This window comes from Microcystis sp. MC19 (assembly GCF_003019735.1).
Taxonomy (GTDB): Bacteria; Cyanobacteriota; Cyanobacteriia; order Cyanobacteriales; family Microcystaceae; genus Microcystis.
This window is the reverse complement of record NZ_CP020664.1, coordinates 4,753,102-4,765,563: the sequence shown is the minus strand read 5'-3', so window position 1 is coordinate 4,765,563 and position 12,462 is coordinate 4,753,102. Positions and strand designations below refer to the sequence as shown.

The 12,462-nt window shown below is 43.1% G+C and carries 17 protein-coding genes; 9 read left to right on the top strand and 8 right to left on the bottom strand.

Annotation, left to right across the window (positions count from 1 at the left end):
• Positions 1–111: 111 nt before the first annotated feature.
• Positions 112–1,923 carry a sodium:solute symporter family protein gene (locus tag B5D77_RS24265; RefSeq protein WP_106909818.1) on the bottom strand — a complete coding sequence of 604 codons (1,812 nt, stop codon included), beginning with the start codon at positions 1,921–1,923 and terminating at the stop codon, positions 112–114.
• Between the two features lie 43 nt (positions 1,924–1,966).
• Positions 1,967–2,335, bottom strand: a complete 369-nt coding sequence (locus tag B5D77_RS24260) for a hypothetical protein (RefSeq protein ID WP_002803572.1) — start codon at positions 2,333–2,335, stop codon at positions 1,967–1,969.
• A gap of 153 nt (positions 2,336–2,488) precedes the next feature.
• Here B5D77_RS24260 and B5D77_RS26400 point away from each other — a divergent pair, with 153 nt between their 5' ends.
• Positions 2,489–2,662, top strand: a complete 174-nt coding sequence (locus B5D77_RS26400) for a hypothetical protein (RefSeq protein WP_002739017.1) — start codon at positions 2,489–2,491, stop codon at positions 2,660–2,662.
• Positions 2,663–2,673: 11 nt separating this feature from the next.
• On the opposite strand, the gene B5D77_RS24250 is transcribed toward B5D77_RS26400, so the two are convergent.
• Complete coding sequence (locus tag B5D77_RS24250; RefSeq protein ID WP_106909816.1) at positions 2,674–3,276, bottom strand: chromophore lyase CpcT/CpeT; 603 nt, start codon at positions 3,274–3,276, stop codon at positions 2,674–2,676.
• Positions 3,277–3,515: 239 nt separating this feature from the next.
• Here B5D77_RS24250 and B5D77_RS24245 point away from each other — a divergent pair, with 239 nt between their 5' ends.
• Positions 3,516–4,664: a substrate-binding domain-containing protein gene (locus B5D77_RS24245; RefSeq protein ID WP_106909815.1), complete on the top strand. Its 1,149-nt coding sequence runs from the start codon at positions 3,516–3,518 to the stop codon at positions 4,662–4,664.
• 191 nt (positions 4,665–4,855) lie between these two features.
• Here B5D77_RS24245 and B5D77_RS24240 read toward each other — a convergent pair whose 3' ends face one another.
• Entirely contained in the window at positions 4,856–6,085 is a 1,230-nt protein-coding gene (locus tag B5D77_RS24240) for a site-2 protease family protein (RefSeq protein WP_106909814.1), read from the bottom strand.
• 63 nt (positions 6,086–6,148) lie between these two features.
• Between B5D77_RS24240 and ruvA the strand changes: the two genes are divergently transcribed.
• From ruvA to B5D77_RS24220, 4 genes are all read left to right on the top strand, one after another.
• Complete coding sequence (gene ruvA, locus B5D77_RS24235; RefSeq protein WP_008199771.1) at positions 6,149–6,778, top strand: Holliday junction branch migration protein RuvA; 630 nt, start codon at positions 6,149–6,151, stop codon at positions 6,776–6,778.
• 384 nt (positions 6,779–7,162) lie between these two features.
• Entirely contained in the window at positions 7,163–7,648 is a 486-nt protein-coding gene (locus B5D77_RS24230) for an allophycocyanin subunit alpha (protein ID WP_002739012.1), read from the top strand.
• 79 nt (positions 7,649–7,727) lie between these two features.
• A complete protein-coding gene (gene apcB / locus B5D77_RS24225) occupies positions 7,728–8,213 on the top strand; it encodes an allophycocyanin subunit beta (protein WP_002758327.1) in 486 nt (161 codons plus the stop codon).
• A gap of 189 nt (positions 8,214–8,402) precedes the next feature.
• Positions 8,403–8,606 (top strand): phycobilisome linker polypeptide, encoded by a 204-nt coding sequence (locus B5D77_RS24220; protein WP_002739162.1) that lies wholly within the window; start codon positions 8,403–8,405, stop codon positions 8,604–8,606.
• 52 nt (positions 8,607–8,658) lie between these two features.
• On the opposite strand, the gene msrB is transcribed toward B5D77_RS24220, so the two are convergent.
• A complete protein-coding gene (gene msrB, locus B5D77_RS24215) occupies positions 8,659–9,075 on the bottom strand; it encodes a peptide-methionine (R)-S-oxide reductase MsrB (protein WP_008199763.1) in 417 nt (138 codons plus the stop codon).
• A 271-nt stretch (positions 9,076–9,346) separates the two neighbouring features.
• Between msrB and psbA the strand changes: the two genes are divergently transcribed.
• The 3 genes from psbA (at position 9,347) to B5D77_RS24200 (ending at position 11,249) form a co-directional block, all read left to right on the top strand.
• The gene (gene psbA / locus B5D77_RS24210) at positions 9,347–10,429 is read left to right on the top strand and encodes a photosystem II q(b) protein (protein ID WP_046663108.1); all 1,083 of its coding nucleotides are present in this window, start codon (positions 9,347–9,349) and stop codon (positions 10,427–10,429) included.
• A 252-nt stretch (positions 10,430–10,681) separates the two neighbouring features.
• Positions 10,682–10,921, top strand: a complete 240-nt coding sequence (locus tag B5D77_RS24205) for a hypothetical protein (protein ID WP_106909813.1) — start codon at positions 10,682–10,684, stop codon at positions 10,919–10,921.
• Positions 10,911–11,249, top strand: coding sequence for a type II toxin-antitoxin system PemK/MazF family toxin (locus tag B5D77_RS24200; RefSeq protein WP_002739429.1), 339 nt, complete (start codon positions 10,911–10,913; stop codon positions 11,247–11,249). Before B5D77_RS24205 ends, B5D77_RS24200 begins: the two co-directional genes overlap by 11 nt.
• 332 nt (positions 11,250–11,581) lie before the next feature.
• Here the strand turns inward: B5D77_RS24200 and B5D77_RS24195 are convergent, their stop codons facing one another.
• The 3 genes from B5D77_RS24195 to B5D77_RS27820 form a co-directional block, all read right to left on the bottom strand.
• A complete protein-coding gene (locus B5D77_RS24195; protein WP_159036995.1) occupies positions 11,582–11,755 on the bottom strand; it encodes a DUF5615 family PIN-like protein in 174 nt (57 codons plus the stop codon).
• 11 nt (positions 11,756–11,766) lie between these two features.
• Positions 11,767–12,102: a DUF433 domain-containing protein gene (locus B5D77_RS24190; RefSeq protein ID WP_106910063.1), complete on the bottom strand. Its 336-nt coding sequence runs from the start codon at positions 12,100–12,102 to the stop codon at positions 11,767–11,769.
• 106 nt (positions 12,103–12,208) lie between these two features.
• Positions 12,209–12,337 carry a hypothetical protein gene (locus B5D77_RS27820; protein WP_256386900.1) on the bottom strand — a complete coding sequence of 43 codons (129 nt, stop codon included), beginning with the start codon at positions 12,335–12,337 and terminating at the stop codon, positions 12,209–12,211.
• Positions 12,338–12,462: the final 125 nt, after the last annotated feature.

Sequence of the window (12,462 nt, the reverse complement as noted above, 5' to 3'; positions counted from 1 at the left end):
GCAAGATACTCATTGCATCTTGTATATTAGTTAATGCCTCTTCCTCAGTATATCCCTACTGCACACTTAAAACTCAAATCTGATAACTGATAACTGATAACTGATAACTGCCTAACCTAAATCTCGGTCTTTAGTGACAGTAATTTCCTTAGATAAGTGGCGATACCAAGTAAAATAGAGACCGATAGAAAGCAAAAGAAAAACCAAAGCCAAAATCTTCAAACTTTGCCACTGCTTGATGATTAAAACAATCCCCATCATAAAGAGGACTAATTGCCAAGGAACGGTGAGAAAAGCGGCGATGATATCCCGTTGATTTTCCGCTTTAATTTTTGCCTGTAGATTAGGTTTAACACTGTGACGAACTTCTCCCCAAAAGCCAAAAGGTCTGGTAACATTATAGAAATTTTCCATAACTAAACTATCGGTGGGAGGAGTTAACAAAGTAGCGATAATACAGCCAGCTAAAGCGAACAAACTCGGCACAAGAAAGAGAATATATTCCTGATATTGACTGTGACGGAAGAAAGGTAAAATTATCGCTTGTGAGGCAATAGCCGCAATCATTCCCGCTAAAGTTCCCACAGCAAAACCATAACCATTAAAGCGCCACCAATACCAACGTAATAGGAGAGGAACTGCTAATCCTACCCCTAATCCCGTGGTTAACCAACCCCAAATATCATTGACATTTTGGATATTAAAACTCAAAACTAAGCCAATTACTACCACAAAAACCGAGGCCAAACGACCTTGAAAAACTAACTCCTGTTCTCCCGCATTCGGTTTCAAAAAAGCTTGATAGATATCTTTGACCCAATAGGCAGCACTAGCGTTAATAACTGCGTTAAAAGTGGACATAGCCGCCGCTAAAAAAGCAGCAATTAATAACCCTTTCATCCCCACCGGAATGTATTGAGTAATGACCGTGGCCAGAATTCTTTCTGGATCTGTAATCGTGCCTTCGGTTAAACCGTAGTGAATGCCTAAAACAGCAAAAGCTGTGACTAGAGGCCAACGGAAAGAAAGCAGAACAATCCAGAATAAAGATAATAAACCGGCATCTCGATCGCTTTTGGCGGCTAGGTATCGTTGTAACATATAACCACCGCTGCCGCTGCAACCTTCGATGATGGTTTTAACTAAATAAAAGAAAATCACCCCACCAAACAAATTAAAGATGGCATAATCTCCGGGTAAATCCAAAGTCAGGGAGGGAAAAATACTAGCCCAGTCGCTTAAATTCCAAGTTTTTGGCTCCGCTGCCCCCGGAATTGCTACCGTGAAACTATCGGGAAGATTAACGGTAAAAAAGGCCACTGCCGATACATAAATTACCGCCACAAAAATCAGAAATCCTTGAAATAAATCGGTAATTACCCCACCATAAAAACCACTGGCCACTGTATAAATCAAGGTTAAAAGAATTAATATCACCGAAGCAAGACGATCATCCATACCCAGAAACTGCCCTAAAAATTTCCCCCCCGCAACCGAGAAATAACTCATCGCACCGATAGAGAATAAGAGAGTGGCGACGGCGCTAATAATTCGGGCAAAATTCCCCTGTTTTCCAGTTCCAAAACGGAATTGCATCCATTCCGCCATGGTCATAACTTGGGCCCGGCGATTCCATTTGCCCATAAAAGCCATGAGAAAGGCCATAATTAGGACGACACCGCCGCGGATTTCGATAAATAATCCTTTGGGTCCGACGGCGTAAATTAGGGCAGAAATGACCATAGTTCCCGCTAAATCGGTGTTAGCTGCCATTCCCGACACCCCTAACATCCACCAAGGCAAATTGCGATTACCTAAAAAGTAGGATTCTAGACCTTGAGAAGCTTTTTTCTCGGCGATAATCCCGATTATTAGGGTTGCTGCCAGATAAAGCAGCACAATTACATAATCAATTAACTGCATAGTTGATATCAATTTAACTTTCGATCGTTATAGCATCAATTGACTACGATTTCTGGCTAACGGTTTCTTTTTCTAAGATTTGCACCCGTTGCTCTAGCTTTTTTAAATCTTCCTTTAATTCAATTACTAAAGTGGCTAAACGCTGGAACAGTGGGTCACTTTCCCCGACTACTTCCCCATTTACTATACCCGTTCCCGATCGCCGTTGGGGAATCGGAGCGGCATTTTCCCCGCGGATGCTTATTCCTCGGACCTGACTTTCAAGGCGCTCGACTCGATTGCGGAGACTAATTAACTCCGATCTTACCGCCGTATCCGATTGTGCTTTGCTGGCATTAACAAAACTCAGTATTAGCAAAAGGGAGATAATCAGCGTTAAAAAGCCATAAAAAGAGATTTTAGCTAATTTCATCGATTTTACCTCCTATCTATCTGACCCGACTTAATGTTAAGAAACGTGGCTAAATCTAAAGCTTGATTGCAATTCCGCCTCCGGGTGATTAGTGGCTCAAAAGAGGATGATAAGGTAAAAAGCACGATTTTGTCGAAATTTGGCCTTATCTCTATGTATAAAAACTCAGATAAAGATTTTCTCGGAGCGGCAATCACAGCCGGTTTAGGTGCAGGAATCGTCACTTCTTTTGCCGTCAATCAAGGACAAGACATCGGTACAGCTTTAGGAATTACCGCTTTAGCGGCTGTTTGCGGTGTCATCTGCCGTCATTTTGACCTAATGTGATGCAATCTTCCTCACACCTCCAATTCTGCCGAAAAATCCCGTTTTTTCTCGTATTGATAGGGACCGAGCAGAGCGCCCCAAATTCCCTTACCGGTGCTGGGATCTAGACCTTTATCGTAGGTTTTTAGGCTATGACTCGTCACCTCGAAACCCAAAGACACCTGATAGGTTGTCCCCTCATAGGTAAATTGACAGCGCTGTTCCGGTTGCGATTGGGCGATAAACTGGTATTGATTATCAGCGAGAGTATGGACTTTGACCGCTAAAGTGCAAGTAGGCAGGAAAGTTAGGTCTTCTAAGCTAATTTTTCGCAAAATATCGGGATTTTTGCCCGCACCTTGCACGGATTTCAGGTCATTAAACATATAATGCCTAACCTCTAACCCTGCCGATTCCGAGCGCGTTAATCGCCACAGTCGCGGTCGGTAGGGTTGGTCTAAATTGATGATACTGGCCTGTTCGGCAAAAAGCGCGATGCTGTCTTCCCGAAATAAAGGCAACGGACGCAACCATAAACGCAGGTGAACGTACCATACCGGTTCCGCTTGCGCTTGCCGTTGATTTTCAAATTCACCCGCGAGATACCGACCGAAAGTGATTAATTCAGGGGTCATAGGTCAAAAAATTCTCCGTATTGCCTCAAAATTAATCATAACACCCAGAGAAATAACTTTTTTAACAAAAATGACCTTCAGTCTACTGGAACCCGCTTAAACTGGTTTATTTCTCCTTGATTGTAGCAATATTCCCAGCCAGCACTTGAGGTCAAATTTACCGTTAAAAATCGTCCTATAATAATTCAAGGCTAGAAACTGGCAATTATTACTGTTAAAGTTGAGAATCGGCGGGCGATATGTTAAACAGACGTTCTTTTTTGCAAGGATTAGGTACAATCGCCTTAGCGGGGGGTTTAAATGGCTGCGCTTCTGGAAGCGGCGAGCCGAGCATTGTTCTCCTGTCCGGTTCGATTCCGCCGCGATTACTAACAGATTTTCAGAAAACTATTGCCGAAAAAAAAGTCAATTTTCAGTCGGAAAGGCAGCTGAAAGAGCTATTAAAATTGTTGGAAAAATGGTTAAAAAATCAGGAACAACCAGCCTCACAATTTCCGATTCCTATCCCTTTTAGGGAACAAAACCCAGCTATCGGTAATTTAGTTACTTTAGGGGATGCTTGGCTAGGAAAAGCGATTACTAACGGTTTAATTCAACCCCTAGATACTTCTCAACTTTCTAATTGGTCAAAACTGCCCCCCCGTTGGCAAGAAAACATGACTCGCAATGCTCAAGGACAACCGCAAACAGAGGGTAAAGTCTGGGGTGCGCCCTACCGTTGGGGAATGACAGTAATTGCCTATAATGAGGAAAAATTCGCTCAATTTGACTGGCGGCCACAGGATTGGTCCGATCTATGGCGACCGGAATTAACCGGTAAAATTGCCCTAATTGATAATCGTCGCGAAGTCATCGGTTTAACCCTAAAAAAATTGGGTTATTCTTATAATTCCGGTGATTTAAAACAAGTTACGGGACTAAAAGACGAGCTATTCGCTTTACAAAAACAGGTAAAATTTTATAGTTCTCAATATTATTTACAACCCCTGATACTCGGTGATATCTGGCTATCTGTGGGTTGGTCTAATGATATTTTACCAGTGAGCGATCGCTATAAGAAAATTAAAGTTGTAGTCCCCAACTCCGGTACTTCTCTCTGGTCAGATGTGTGGGTAAAACCAGTTTTAACTACTCCTAATTCTCTTGTCCAGCAATGGATTGATTTTTGTTGGCAACCAGAATCCGCCACTAAAATCTCTTTATTTACCTCTGGATTATCCCCCCTAATTCCCACTGAAAATCCCGACCAAATTCCCCCAGATATCAAAAATAATCCTTTACTTGTCAATCCAGAAGCGATCAAAAAAAGCGATTTTCTAAACCCTTTATCGCCAGCAACTGAGCAAGAATACGAGCAGTTGTGGCAAGTAATGCGACAGTTAGTATAGTCATACTAACTTCGTTGAGTACAGGCTACTTATGAGGATAGGCAACAGGCAAAAGGCAACAGGAGGAATAAATAATCAGTCTTTAATAACTGGATTTGGTATCAGGAGATACTAGAAAAATTCTGTGAGAATATTGAGGTTAAAAATACATTTACCTAACTGATAACTGATAACTGATAACTGATAACTGATTAAGCGGTTTGACTTTGGGTTTTTTGAGCGAGAAAAGTAAGGATAGAAGCTTTCTCAATTAATCCCAAAACCGTGCCGTTTTCTTCTACCACTGTCACTTGAGATAAATTTTCGCCTTCCAAAATTTTCACCACATCTAGGAGGGAAGTATGAGACAAAACCAGTTTAAGACTTTCGCTAGTTTGTAATAACTGGCCGATATTTACCTCTGTCCATTGGGAAGTGGGAATCGTTTTTAGAGCCTCTACATTAATCACCCCCAATAGTTTACCTTCGCTATCGGTAACTAGGAATTTAGACCATTGTTGTTTACCGATAACATAATTATTAGCAAACTCGCGCAGGGTTAAATTAATCGGAACTACAGGACTATTAGGAGAGATAACATCTTTAGCGGTGTAGCGACTTAGGAAATCTTGAACCTTAGCTGATTGAGCGGAAAAGCCGGCGTTTTGTAGGAGGAAAATGCCAATTAATAGCGTCCAAAAACTGCCAAATTGACTGATTCCGAGAATTGATAGCGCACCGATGACAATCGCTAACCAACCAAAAAATTGACCGAAACGACTAGCGAATAAAACCCCTTTATTGGGATTACCCGTTACTTGCCAAACGATGGCTTTAAGGATATTACCACCATCTAAAGGTAAACCGGGGATCAGGTTAAATAACCCCAGGGCGAGGTTGATATAGGCAAGCAGAGAAAGAATCGCCGCCATGGGCGCATTTAAGCTAATATTGGAACCAATAATTAGGAAGATACCGAAGAGCAGTAAACTAACTAAAGGGCCAGCAATTGCTACTAGAAAAGCTTCTAGAGGAGTTTTCGATTCTCTGCCGAGAGTTGCCAAACCACCGAATAAAAAGAGGGTAATTGATTTGACTTCAATACCTTGGGCGATAGCAACAAAACTATGACCTAATTCGTGGGCAACCACGGAGGCAAATAGAAGAATAGCGGCCAAAAATCCTAAGAGCCAGGGCAGGATTCCCGTTAACTGGGGAAAATGACTTAATTCTCCCCCATAGGTTAAGGTAATTAACCCCAGAACAAAGAACCAAGAAGGATTAATATAAAAGGGAATTCCAAAGAGATTCCCGACTCTAATGTTGCCATTCATTTTGTATCTTCTCCAATTATTGGGGACTAACGCCAAGAAGATTAGGTTATCAATTACGCCATTCACTTCTGTTAACAATTGTAACAAAACTGCAAATCTCTCCGGCATTCCTTCAGGGAGTAAAAACCGTCATTGCTGTGGTTCGGTTATTTTCGTAGGAGAACTAAATTAATGATTAATTATTTACGCGGACAAGCGATCGAGGTGATCAAAACCCCGAATAACCGACTGATCTTGATTTTAGACGTAAACCAGATCGGTTACGAAATCCAAATTCCCTCGCGATTAGCCCTAGACATGGGCAAGGATAACAGTGATAATTGTCAGATTTTTACTCACCTACTCCTTCGCGAGGACCAGCCCTTATTATACGGTTTTGGCACCGCCCCAGAGCGAGATCTGTTTCGTCAACTGCTTTCCGTCAATGGAGTTGGGGCGCAATTAGCCCTAGCTTTAATTGATACCTTGGGGATTGAGGAACTTGTGGTGGCGATAGTGACAGGAAATACCAAAATTTTGAGCAAAACCCCCGGAGTCGGCTTAAAAACAGCAGAAAGAATCGCTTTAGAGTTAAAAACTAAATTGGCGGCATGGCGACAGCTAAAAGAAGCGACGACGACAACCACGGCAATGTTACCGGCAGCGGACATCCTCGAAGATGTGCAGATGACCCTTTTAGCTTTAGGATACAGCCAAGACGAGATTGATCGAGCCATAGCAGTCCTTGGTCAAGATGCTTTATTTAGTAAAAATACTCAGCCAGAAGACTGGATTAAAGGGGCAATTAATTGGCTAGGGTAAACCAGTACATAGGAGTCAGGAGATAGGAGATAGGAGACAGGAGACTGTTTTATTTATTCTCCCTGCTCCCTGCTCCCCGCTCCCTTCTCCCCAATTCATAATTCATAATTCATAATTCCCCCCCCCCGCAACGCGCACGAAGTGGTCTCCCCACACCCCACTTCCCCACTTCCTCACTCCCTTGTGAGGGCAAATGTTAAAAAGTATTAAGAAAATAGTGAGAAGGTGAACCAGATGCCGCAAAATAGTTGCGTTAGGTCGCTCTAGCTAGGGAAGTCTTGAGACGCTGAGGCGGAAACGAGATAACTTAAGCGTAGTGACCACAACTGCTATAAAATGTCAGATTAAGTTTATTAATCTCACTTAGTTGGGAGGAATCCATCAATGAGTATCGTCACGAAATCGATCGTGAATGCTGATGCTGAAGCTCGTTACCTCAGCCCCGGCGAACTAGACAGAATTAAAGCCTTCGTTGGCAGTGGTGCCGCTCGTTTACGCATCGCTGAAACCCTGACCGGCGCTCGCGAAACCATCGTCAAACAAGCTGGCGATCGCTTATTCCAAAAACGTCCTGACATCGTTTCCCCCGGTGGCAACGCTTACGGCGAAGAAATGACCGCTACCTGTCTGCGTGACATGGACTACTACCTACGTTTAATCACCTACGGAGTAGTTGCTGGTGATGTCACCCCGATTGAAGAAATCGGTTTGGTCGGTGTGCGTGAAATGTACAAATCTTTAGGAACCGACATCGGTGCCGTAGCTCAAAGCGTTCGCGAAATGAAAGAAGTTGCTACTGGTCTTATGTCTTCTGACGATGCTTCTGAAGCTTCTTCCTACTTCGATTACGTGATCGGCTCTATGTCGTAGAATAATTCCTTTGTGAATTGTTCTAGACACACCCCCCGTAAACCTCTTAAGATTAAGCAAAACCCAAGGAAGAACCACCATGCAAGACGCAATTACTTCTGTTATCAACTCTTCTGACGTTCAAGGCAAATACCTTGACTCTAATGCTCTCGGCAAACTGAAAAGCTATTTCGCCACCGGTGAACTGCGCGTGCGTGCCGCTAGTGTCATTAGTGCTAACGCTGCCGGCATCGTTAAAGAAGCTGTGGCTAAGTCCCTGTTATACTCTGACGTAACCCGTCCCGGTGGCAATATGTACACCACCCGTCGTTACGCCGCTTGTATCCGTGACCTCGACTACTATCTCCGTTATGCTACCTACGCTATGTTAGCTGGAGATCCTTCTATCCTCGACGAGCGCGTTCTCAACGGCCTGAAAGAAACCTACAACTCTTTAGGTGTACCCATCTCCTCCACCGTTCAAGCTATCCAAGCGATGAAAGAAGTCACCGCTAGTTTAGTTGGTGCTGATGCGGGTAAAGAAATGGGGATTTACTTCGACTACATTAGCTCTGGCTTAAGCTAGAAGTAACGAACTCGGACGAAATAGGGTTCGGGAAGCCGAGGATGAGTGCTAGGTCTTTAAAGGCTGAATCTGTCCAAGATAGGTTTTGACGAGCTAGTATTGATCCTTGACTCCCGACCTTTGTTATTTTAGAAAAAGCCTTCGTTAGTTTGAGCGACAAGTTTTTCAGCGATTAGGAGAAATCAATCCATGCGGATGTTCAAAATCACCGCTTGTGTTCCTAGCCAAAGCCGCATTCGGACACAACGGGAATTACAAAATACCTATTTTACCAAACTCGTTCCCTACGATAATTGGTTTCGTGAGCAACAACGCATCATGAAAATGGGCGGCAAAATTGTCAAAGTGCAGTTAGCTACTGGCAAACCGGGGACTAATACAGGTTTACTGTAATTGGCTGCCACTAGAACTTAAAAAAAGAGGTCTGGAAAGACCTCTTTTTGCTTTAGGGATTTTTTTCAAACTGCAAAGCGGCAGAGTTGAGACAATAGCGTTTTCCCGTCGGGGGTGGACCATCATTAAAAACGTGACCGAGATGAGCATCACAGGCGGCACAAACAATCTCTGTCCGCACCATGAAAAAACTAACATCTCGTTCGTACTTAATATTAGCTTCGTTAGCAGCAGTCCAGAAACTCGGCCAACCAGTACCCGAATCATACTTGCTGTCAGAAGCAAATAACTCCGTACCACAGCAGACACATTTGTAAATACCTTTTTCTTTATTATCGTGATATTTACCAGTAAAAGCCCGTTCTGTTCCCTTTTTGCGGGTAACTTGGAACTGTTCGGGAGTTAGCTGGGCCTGCCATTCCGCCTCGGTTTTACGAACTTTTTCTACCATAGTCAGGACAACCGCCATTATGATTAAATTTCCCTTTTTAGTCTAACCTGAGTTCGAGATCTAGGTTTTTTTCATAAACATGAAGTATGACCTGATTTAACATCGGCCCCTGACGACGTACTCCCCAAAAGGAAAACTTGGTCAGAAAACCCTATAAACTTAGCATAACCTCAGCTTATCAATGGCATAAGTAACAATATCGTTAAACCCCTTTACAAACCGATACAAACTCTCTAAGATAGAGACATCATCAATCGTACCTCGATAACTTAATAGGAATCATAAACCAATGACCACCACTCTACAACAGCGCGAAAGCGCTTCCCTGTGGGAGCAGTTCTGCCAGTGGATCACCAGCACCAACAACCGTCTTTATGTCGGCTGGTTCGGTGTCATCATGATCCCCACCCTGCTCACCGCCACCACCTGCTTCATCATCGCCTTTATCGCCGCTCCTCCTGTAGATATCGACGGTATTCGCGAGCCTGTAGCTGGTTCTCTACTCTACGGAAACAACATCATCTCTGGTGCAGTTGTTCCCTCTTCCAACGCGATTGGACTCCACTTCTACCCCATCTGGGAAGCTGCTTCCTTAGATGAGTGGTTATACAACGGTGGTCCCTACCAGTTAGTCATTTTCCACTTCTTACTAGGTGTCTTCTGCTACCTCGGTCGTCAGTGGGAACTGTCTTTCCGTTTAGGAATGCGTCCTTGGATCTGTGTAGCTTACTCGGCACCTGTATCCGCCGCTACTGCTGTATTCTTAATCTATCCCATCGGACAAGGTTCTTTCTCTGATGGTATGCCTTTAGGAATCTCTGGAACCTTCAACTTTATGTTCGTGTTCCAAGCAGAACATAACATTCTGATGCACCCCTTCCATATGTTAGGTGTTGCTGGTGTGTTCGGCGGTTCTCTGTTCTCCGCGATGCACGGTTCCCTAGTAACTTCTTCCTTAGTGCGTGAAACCACTGAAATCGAATCTCAGAACTACGGTTACAAATTCGGTCAAGAGGAAGAAACCTACAATATCGTTGCCGCTCACGGTTACTTCGGACGCTTAATCTTCCAATACGCTTCTTTCAACAACAGCCGCTCCCTGCACTTCTTCTTGGGTGCTTGGCCGGTAATCGGTATCTGGTTTACGGCAATGGGTGTTAGCACCATGGCGTTCAACCTCAACGGTTTCAACTTCAACCAGTCGATTCTCGATTCTCAAGGTCGTGTAATCGGTACTTGGGCCGATGTGCTGAACCGCGCTGGTATCGGTATGGAAGTAATGCACGAGCGCAACGCTCACAACTTCCCCTTAGACTTAGCTAGTGGTGAACAGGCTCCTGTAGCTCTGATTGCTCCCGCTATCAATGGTTAATTCCTAGTCTGAACGAGAAAAGGCACTCCCGCAAGGGGGTGCTTTTTTGTTGTTAGAATTATGATAAGCGTTGCTGAATTAGGGATGATTTGATAATTTTGGGTTGATCCTCCTGAAATCTTCTTTTGGATTGTTAGAACTATCTGTAAACATTTACTTTACTCTGTTCCCCATTCCCAGTTCCTTTAATCCTAATTTCATAGTAGCCACATTTTTAATGTTAGAATCGAGTTACTCCCTTTAGACTTTGCTATGCGTGCGATTGAAACCACTGGTATCCTCAATACCCAAGGGCAAATTCAACTTGATCATCCTATTCCCCAAGAAAAAGATCGGTTTGTGCGCGTCATTCTTTTGATGTCGGAGGATAAACTGAACGAAAAAAACTGGCTAGATGCCGTTTCTCATAACCCTAGCTTTGCTTTTCTGCATGATACCGAAGAAGATATTTATACTCTAAACGATGGACAACCTGTAAGCAATGAAGGGTAAAATCGTTTTAATTCAATTTCCCTTCGACGATTTATCTTCCAGTAAAGTTCGCCCCGCTTATTGCTTAACCAATAAAATTGGAGGCTATCAACACATTATCTTTGCTCTGATCACCAGTCGTATTCCCGAAAATCCCCTTCGTACAGATATTATTCTGAGACCAGAAAGTCCAGATTTTATGATAAGTGGTCTTCGCCAATCCTCAGCCATCAGACTTGATCATTTAGTAACACTTCGATCTTCACTGATTCAGCGTGAACTAGGCTCATTATCATTAAAAACTCAAACTTTAATTATAGATATTTTGTCCGATATTCTACGTTCCTAATATACCTTTAAATTAGGTAAATCTTGCTAGAGGCGAACGTTTGTTTTTCTCTGTATAACTAGCCTATACTCAACGGATTTAGTATGAACCCCCCGCTTTTGTGGAGAAAATGCGGAAATTAAAGGCAGAAAGGGCAGCGGCAGAAAATTATTAATCAGTATTAAGTAATTCTCATTGCTTGATTAGGAGATGCCCAAGATTATCAAGACCGGATTACTCATATTCCTCTATAAATAGCGAAGATTTAAAAGGGAATCCAATCAACTCGGTCAATCCATTCTTCTGCTTCGGATGCTTCCCAAATCATACTAAATCCGTTGAGTACAGGCTAGTTATGAGGAATTGGTAACTAATAACCGTTGAAATGACGCAACATAATCTAGGATTTCTGGGTCTAAAGTTCCTAGGGGTGGTGCATCGGGTTCACCTACTCGCAAAATATCGAGATTAGGATTCGATCGTAACAGAGATATTTTGAGGTCTGGGGATAAGTTTTCATCTAACAAAAACTGGATTCTCATGCGAGGTTTAGTTCTTGCTGTTTCCGTTTTAGTTTTAGTTGTCTTAGGCGTTGAATCAGGGGGGATGGCTCGGTATTTAACCACTGCTGGTATTGTTCTTCCTGCCAGTCACGGAGGCGCTGAACATAAGCATCTATCTGGGGCTTATTTTGGTAGTAATAGGTGAGAGTAGCGTAAATTTTCTCTAGGTTTAAGGTGGGTAACTCTTGGAGAATCTGCTGGGAAGTATAACCTTTTAAATGGTAGTTGATAACATCCTCAATCCCAATGCGATGCCCTTTAATGCGGATGTCATCTGGCTCAAAAACTTCAAAGTATTCTTCTAGTTGCATGGTTTTCTTGGAGCAAACTTTTTCTTTTAATTGTAGCATCGCTACCAGTTATCAGTTATCAGCCCGGCTCTTTGATAACTGTTCACTGATAACTGAAAAGGTGTTTCTACTGCCAAGGATGAAGTGCAAGAAAGTGTAAATTCGCCGCTAGTGTTGACTTCGCCATTGTCTTCCCTCTAGCGGCCATGGTTGTCTGGTTCTGCAAAGCTGTTCCCGAAGGTTCAATTAGTTTCACCTTTAAAGCTCTAGAAATCCACTTTGAGGTAAAGAAAGGAAGCCGGACTTAGGAAAAAAAGACGGCAATCGCTTTCAATCAGTATTAAGGGTTAGCCAGTATCTACACAGAACAAGCTGTGTGCT

What these genes read in the sequence shown, in the direction of transcription:
- B5D77_RS24265 (WP_106909818.1), bottom strand. Translation starts at nt 1,923, where the DNA reads ATGCAGTTAATTGATTATGTAATTGTGCTGCTTTATCTGGCAGCAACC.
- B5D77_RS24260 (WP_002803572.1), bottom strand. Translation starts at nt 2,335, where the DNA reads ATGAAATTAGCTAAAATCTCTTTTTATGGCTTTTTAACGCTGATTATC.
- B5D77_RS26400 (WP_002739017.1), top strand. Translation starts at nt 2,489, where the DNA reads ATGTATAAAAACTCAGATAAAGATTTTCTCGGAGCGGCAATCACAGCC.
- B5D77_RS24250 (WP_106909816.1), bottom strand. Translation starts at nt 3,276, where the DNA reads ATGACCCCTGAATTAATCACTTTCGGTCGGTATCTCGCGGGTGAATTT.
- B5D77_RS24245 (WP_106909815.1), top strand. Translation starts at nt 3,516, where the DNA reads ATGTTAAACAGACGTTCTTTTTTGCAAGGATTAGGTACAATCGCCTTA.
- B5D77_RS24240 (WP_106909814.1), bottom strand. Translation starts at nt 6,085, where the DNA reads ATGCCGGAGAGATTTGCAGTTTTGTTACAATTGTTAACAGAAGTGAAT.
- ruvA (WP_008199771.1), top strand. Translation starts at nt 6,149, where the DNA reads ATGATTAATTATTTACGCGGACAAGCGATCGAGGTGATCAAAACCCCG.
- B5D77_RS24230 (WP_002739012.1), top strand. Translation starts at nt 7,163, where the DNA reads ATGAGTATCGTCACGAAATCGATCGTGAATGCTGATGCTGAAGCTCGT.
- apcB (WP_002758327.1), top strand. Translation starts at nt 7,728, where the DNA reads ATGCAAGACGCAATTACTTCTGTTATCAACTCTTCTGACGTTCAAGGC.
- B5D77_RS24220 (WP_002739162.1), top strand. Translation starts at nt 8,403, where the DNA reads ATGCGGATGTTCAAAATCACCGCTTGTGTTCCTAGCCAAAGCCGCATT.
- msrB (WP_008199763.1), bottom strand. Translation starts at nt 9,075, where the DNA reads ATGGCGGTTGTCCTGACTATGGTAGAAAAAGTTCGTAAAACCGAGGCG.
- psbA (WP_046663108.1), top strand. Translation starts at nt 9,347, where the DNA reads ATGACCACCACTCTACAACAGCGCGAAAGCGCTTCCCTGTGGGAGCAG.
- B5D77_RS24205 (WP_106909813.1), top strand. Translation starts at nt 10,682, where the DNA reads ATGCGTGCGATTGAAACCACTGGTATCCTCAATACCCAAGGGCAAATT.
- B5D77_RS24200 (WP_002739429.1), top strand. Translation starts at nt 10,911, where the DNA reads ATGAAGGGTAAAATCGTTTTAATTCAATTTCCCTTCGACGATTTATCT.
- B5D77_RS24190 (WP_106910063.1), bottom strand. Translation starts at nt 12,102, where the DNA reads ATGCAACTAGAAGAATACTTTGAAGTTTTTGAGCCAGATGACATCCGC.